Source organism: Aminobacter sp. P4_H6_2, from assembly GCF_056400805.1.
In genome coordinates this window covers 1-6,514 of the sequence record NZ_JBFUKO010000307.1, presented here as the reverse complement: position 1 = coordinate 6,514, position 6,514 = coordinate 1, and the positions used below count along the sequence as shown (strand labels likewise).

3 protein-coding genes are annotated in these 6,514 nt (G+C 65.3%); all 3 read left to right on the top strand.

The features are described 5' to 3' along the window. The coding region (locus tag AC1DUU_RS19975) for an alpha-2-macroglobulin family protein (RefSeq protein WP_476785141.1) at positions 1-3,232 on the top strand (3,232 nt) is incomplete at its 5' end. Positions 3,233-3,403: 171 nt separating this feature from the next. After that, entirely contained in the window at positions 3,404-5,497 is a 2,094-nt protein-coding gene (gene pbpC / locus AC1DUU_RS19970; protein WP_476785140.1) for a penicillin-binding protein 1C, read from the top strand. Positions 5,498-5,626: 129 nt separating this feature from the next. Further along, on the top strand, positions 5,627-6,031 hold the full coding sequence (locus AC1DUU_RS19965; protein WP_476785139.1) for a DUF7674 family protein: 405 nt from the start codon (positions 5,627-5,629) through the stop codon (positions 6,029-6,031). Positions 6,032-6,514 lie beyond the last annotated feature (483 nt).

The following is a 6,514-nucleotide window of genomic DNA, read 5'->3' as shown; positions in this document are numbered from 1 at the left end:
CGAATGGGATGCCTTCAAGGGCTTTTATTTCGGCCTCGCCGACGAAGAGCAAGGCGAAGCCACCCGCATCCCGCTGACCGACCTGACTGTCGTCGGCGATGACGGCAAGGCGACCTTCCCCGTTTCGGTCGGCCAGCTGCCCTCGACGACCCGCCTGGTCAACGCTGCACTCACGGTGCGCATGCGCGAAAGCGGAGGCCGCGCCGTCGAAGAAAAGCTCGACATCGGCATCCGCCCGCAAGCCACCATGATCGGCATCCGCCCCGACTTCTCGGGCGAGGAAGTGCCGCAGGGCGGCACTGCCAAGTTTAGCCTGATCGCCGCCGAGCCCGACGGCAAGCGCGCGGCACTCGCCGGCGCCCAGTGGTCGCTGGTCAAGGTCGAGCGCAATTACCAATGGTACCGCTCGGGCAACAGCTGGAACTACGAGCCGGTGACCTTCACCAAGTCGGTGGCGACCGGCCAGATCGACCTCACCGCCGATGGCGAAGCCACCGTTTCAATGCCCGTCGACTGGGGCCGCTACCGCCTCGAGGTCGAGACCGCCGATCCGGCGGGCTCGGCGACAAGCTATGAGTTCGACGCCGGCTGGTATGTGTCGGCGACCTCGACAGAGACGCCCGACGGCCTCGAAGTCGCGCTCGACAAAGAGACCTACAGAGCAGGCGAAGTGGCAAAACTTCAGGTTTCGCCCCGTTTTGCTGGCGAACTTCTGGTCACTGTCGGCGCTGAAAAGCTGCTGAAGACCGTCACCGCCAGCATTCCCGAAGGCGGTGCCACCGTTGACATCCCCGTCGGCGAAGACTGGGGTGCCGGGGCCTATGTGACCGCCACGCTCTATCGCCCCGGCGAGGCGCAGGAATCGCGCATGCCGGCACGCGCCATCGGCCTGAAATGGCTGGCCGTCGATCCCGCCGACAAGAAACTGAATGTCGCGCTGGCGCTTCCCGAAAAGACCGTGCCGCGTCAGACACTTTCGATCCCGGTTTCGGTGACGGGGGCCGCGGCTGGCGAAAAGGCCTATGTCACGGTTGCGGCCGTCGATGTCGGCATCCTCAACCTGACCAACTACAAGGTGCCGGACCCCGAAGGCTGGTATTTCGGCCAGCGTATGCTCGGGCTCGAGCTGCGCGACCTCTATGGACGCCTGATCGACGGTTCGCTGGGCGCCATGGGCAAGCTGCGCACCGGCGGCGATGGCGCTGCACTGACCTCGCAAGGCAGCCCGCCCAAGGAAAAGCTTGTCGCCTTCTTCTCCGGCATCGTCGAACTCGACGCCGACGGCAAGGCGACTGTCGATTTCGACATCCCGCAGTTCAACGGCACTGTGCGCGTGATGAGCGTGGCCTGGACCAAGACTGCTGTCGGCCACGCCACAGGCGACGTCATCGTACGCGATCCGATCGTGCTGACGGCCGGCATGCCACGCTTCATGGCGCCGGGCGATTTCGCTGAAATGACGCTCGACATCACCAACACCGATGCCCCGGCTGGCGACTATTCGCTCGCTGTCGAGACGTCAGGGGACCTGTCGACCGGCGATGCCGCCCTGCCCGAAAAAGTGACGCTTGAGCCAGGCAAGCGCCAGACGCTGTCGATCCCGCTTATGCCACTGACGGCGGGAACCGCAGGGCTGACCATCCGTCTTGCCAACGCCGATGGGCTCGAAGTCGAGCAGGAACTCTCCTTCCCGGTGCGTCCCGGCCAGTTGCCGGTGACCACGCGCATGGTGGTGGACCTCAAGCCGAATGCGTCGCTGCGCATCGACAAGGAGCTGCTGGCCGCAAGCCTGCTCGACGATGCCCATGTCAGTGTCGGCGTGTCGCTGGCGTCTGCCTTCGACGTGCCGTCATTGCTGATGACGCTCGACCGCTACCCCTATGGCTGCGCCGAGCAGACCACCAGCCGGGCACTGCCGCTGCTTTATGTCAGCGAGCTCAGCGCCGACAACGGCATGGCCGACGATCCTGAACTGCGCGGGCGCATCCAGGACGCGATCTACCGCGTGCTCAACTACCAGTCGTCTTCGGGCAGTTTCGGCCTGTGGTCGCCCGGTTCCGGCGACCTCTGGCTCGACGCCTATGTCACCGACTTCCTGACAAGGGCACGCGAAAAGGGCTTCGACGTACCTCAAGGCGCGATGATGCAGGCGCTCAACAACCTGCAGAACGCCATCGGCTACGACGTCGATGTCGAGGATCGCGGCTCGGAGATCGCTTATTCCCTCTATGTGCTGGCGCGCAACAAGAAGGCCTCGGTCGGCGACCTGCGCTACTTCGCCGACTCCAAGCTCGAAGCCTTCACCAGCCCCATGGCGGTGGCGCAGCTCGGTGCTAGCCTTGCACTTTACGGCGATGGCCAGCGTTCGGAAAACCTGTTCGGGGCGGCCCTGCAACTCGCCAAGGCGACGCCCGAACACGATTGGTACCGCTCGGACTATGGCTCGCGCCTGCGCGATGGCGCGGCCATGCTGGCGCTCGCCGCTGAAAGCAAGCCGTTGCCTTCGGTGGTGCCCGCACTGGTCAAGATGGTGGCAGCGGACCGCGCTTCGGCACAGTGGACCAGCACCCAGGACAACGCCTGGATGCTGCTTGCGGCGCGGGCGCTGAAAGCCGGAAACGAGGCGATTTCGCTCGATGTCGACGGGGCCACCCACTCTGGGGCCTATTCGCAGCGGGTCGGAGGCGCTGATCTCCTGATCAACCCGATCGTCATCGCCAACAAGGGCAAGGATGCGCTTCAGGCGGTGGTGACGACAGTCGCTGCTCCGGCACAACCTTTGCCCGCCGGCGGCGACGGTTTTGAGATCGCCCGCACCTACTACCGTCTCGACGGCAGCGAGGCCAATGTGACGGAGGCCCAGCAGAACGAGCGCTTCGTCGTGGTGCTCAAGGTCAGGGAGTTCAACGACTGGGCCTCGCGTATCCTGGTCTCGGACATGCTGCCGGCCGGCTTCGAGATCGACAATCCGGGGCTAGTCAACAGCGCCAGTTTGTCGAACTTCTCCTGGCTGGAACAGACGGAAGCCGCCCATCTCGAATTCCGCAACGACCGCTTCGTCGCCGCCATGAACAGCGGCGAAGGCTCCAACCAGGAGTTTACGCTGGCCTATGTCGTGCGCGCGGTGACGCCTGGCGTCTACATGCACCCGGCGGCGAGCGTCGAGGACATGTACCGGCCGCAGTTCTCGGCACGGACGGCCACCGGCATGATGGAGGTGAAGGCGGAATAAGATGTCTGCTTTCAGTTCAGCATCGACGTCGGCGGGAGGGTTCGCGCTGCCCCTCATCCGCCTGCCGGCATCTTCTCCCCGTGAACGGGGAGAAGGGACAAGCGGCAACGCTGACGCCCCCCTCGCCCCGTTTACGGGGAGAGGGTAAGGGTGAGGGTGAGGGGCAGAGCCATGTTCACCGGAAAATATGCACGCAGGATCGCCCGCTGGACGACTGCGACTGCAGCGCTCACAGCCCTCGCCGCCGGCAGCCTCTACGCGCTGGATCGTGCTTTTCCGCCGCCGCTGCCGGAAAAGCTTGTGCTCTCCGCCGAAGTGGTCGACCGTGACGGGCAGCTGTTGCGCGCTTTCGCAACGCCGAGCGGGCATTGGCGGCTTGGGGTCAACCTCGACCAGGTCGACCCGCAACTGGTGAAGATGCTGGTCGCCTATGAGGACAAGCGCTTCTGGGACCATGAAGGCGTCGATGTGCTGGCGCTGGGGCGCGCAGCCCAGCAATTCGTCACCAATGGCCGCATCGTCTCCGGCGGCTCGACGCTGTCGATGCAGCTGGCGCGGCTGATCGAGCCACGGACGGAGCGCAGTTTTGGCTCCAAGCTCAGGCAGCTCGCCCGCGCGCTGCAGATCGAGCGGCGGCTGACAAAGCGCGAAATCCTCGAACGCTACCTGACGCTCGCGCCCTACGGCGGCAATCTCGAAGGCGTGCGCGCTGCCTCGCTTGCCTATTTCGGCAAGGAGCCGAAGCGGCTGACGGTTTCCGAAGCAGCTCTTTTGGTCGCCCTGCCGCAGCTGCCGGAAAGGCGGCGGCCGGATCGCAATACAAAAATTGCCCAGGCCGCGCGCGACCGGGTGCTGGGCCGCATGGTGACATCGGGCCTGCTCGGCGAACGCGAGGCGGCGCGGGCAGCTCTCGAAGACGTCTCGGGCATGCGTCTGGCTTTGCCCGCGCTCGCACCGCACGCCGCTGATGCGGCACTGCGCAACGCTCCAGGCGTCGACCGCCATCAGCTCACCTTGCGAAAAAGTGCGCAGGAAGGGCTTGAAGCCGTGGCGCGCGAGGCAGCCATTCGGCTCGGTCCAAAAATTTCGGTCGCCATGGTGCTGGCCGACGCGATGACCGGTGAGATCCTCGGCGAAGTCGGTTCGGCCAATTTCTTCGACGCCTCTCGTTCCGGCTGGATCGACATGACCAGGACGGTGCGCTCGCCCGGCTCGACCCTGAAACCGTTCATCTACGGTCTCGCCTTCGAACAGGGACTGGTGGCGCAGGAAACGCTGATCGAGGACCGACCGGCCGATTTCGCCGGCTACCGGCCCAAGAATTTCGACATGAGCTATCAGGGCGACGTTTCGGTGCGCCAGGCGCTGCAGCTGTCGCTCAACGTGCCCGCGATCCGCCTGCTCGACGCTGTCGGGCCGCAGCGGTTGACCGCGCGTTTCCGCCAGGCCGGCGTTGTGCCGCAACTACCGCCGAACGAGGTGCCCGGCCTTGCCATCGGCCTGGGCGGCGTCGGCGTTTCGCTGCGCGATCTCGTCCAGCTTTATACCGGGCTTGCCAATGGCGGCCGCGCCAAGATTCTTCGCGACGGGGCGGACGCAAGCACGCCTGTCCCGCTCGCCAACGGCATGATCCTCGAGCAACAGGCGGCCTGGCAGATCGGCGACATTCTATCCGGCGTCAAGCCGCCGGAGGGTGCTGCCAAGCGCAGCATCGCCTACAAGACCGGCACCTCCTACGGCTACCGCGACGCCTGGTCGATCGGCTATGACGGCCGCTACGTGCTGGGCGTCTGGGCTGGACGGCCGGACGCCGGTGCCGTGCCCGGCCTGTCGGGTTATGTCTCGGCGGCGCCTATCCTGTTTGAGGGCTTTGCTCGCTCCGGCCTACCCGCCATGGCCTTGCCGCGCCCGCCTGCGGGAACGCTGCGCACCGCCCGCGCCGACCTGCCGGTGACGCTTGAGCGCTTTTCCCCGGCTGGACAGTTGCCGGTCGTCGCCGCAGTCACGGAACCCGCGCCGCAGATCATCTTCCCGCCCGACGGCGCACGGGTCGAACTGGGCGCGGCATCGGCTGTCGCTTCGCCGCTGGTGCTCAAGCTGCAAGGCGGGCGCGCGCCGTTTCGCTGGCTCGCCAACGGCAAGCCGCTGGCTGTCGTCGAGCGCCGCCGCACCGCGACCTGGCAGCCCGACGGCACCGGCTACTCAACCCTGACAGTCATCGATGCCGCTGGCCGCGCCGCGAGCGTCCGCGTGTTCGTCGAGTAGGAACTCCCGCTTCCACGCTGACGCACGGCCCTGGATACCCGGCATTTCCAGCCCGCAGCTTGCAACGGCAACCGTTGCCTGCTGACACTGCAGGAATATGACGAATCGAGCAGCGACGAAGGCCACCAGATGATCACGCACGCGGAAATGTTTGCCCCGATCCTCGAAGCCGATCCAACATTTGAAGGTGCGTGGCACGCGTTCTGCGAAAGATGGCGCGATCAGTTGGAGCCGCCCCTTTATCTGGCGCTGAACGCACTGGCCCGGCACCTCATTGCGCAACTGGAAGCGAGCGACACGGCCAGTTTCGACGCCGTCTTCGACGTGGTGGAGCGCTGGCATGTCGAAGGCGACGACTATGTTCGCGAGGCAGCGACAGTCGGACTGCTGGAGGACCTGCAGGACATGAAACTGTACGCGTCCACCGATCCCGCGGCTTTCCGTCCGTGGCTACGCCAGGAAAGCCTGCTCTGGTGGGAGGGAGTCGACGACTTCTGGGCAGGCCGGACTGCGCTCATCACCAAACGCTCCTGATGCCGGAGTTTGCTCCCCGCCGCAGTTCTGTACGGCCGCGCGCCGCCGCGAGGCGACCTGGCAGCCTGACGGCACCGGTTTCTCGACGCTGACTGAAATTGACGCGACGGGGCGCGGCCGCGAGTGTCAGGATGTTCGTGGAATAGACGGCTGCGGCTGTGTGTGCTCGCATCAATGCTCGCCGACACCGGTACCGCCTCCACTCTCGACTCTGGACCGTTTCTGACGTCGTTCACGTCACGGCATGGCAACTGTGTTCATGCGAATGGTTTTTCGGGTGAACCGCAAATCTCGCGGCGTGCCCAACAAAGTACCGCTCCCAAGGCCACCCCTTGCCGTCAACACCTCGCGCCCCTACTTCTGATTGTCGGTGTCTTCGGTGCGGCATCCCCGAAGAGACGCATAGGCGGCCAACGGGAATTTTGAGCGAGCAAAAAAATTTCCGACAGGCACGCAGCTTGGCCGTATTTTGCCCATGAGCGG

Coding starts and splice junctions, on each gene's coding strand:
- AC1DUU_RS19965 (WP_476785139.1), top strand. CDS start 5,627: ATGATCACGCACGCGGAAATGTTTGCCCCGATCCTCGAAGCCGATCCA.
- pbpC (WP_476785140.1), top strand. CDS start 3,404: ATGTTCACCGGAAAATATGCACGCAGGATCGCCCGCTGGACGACTGCG.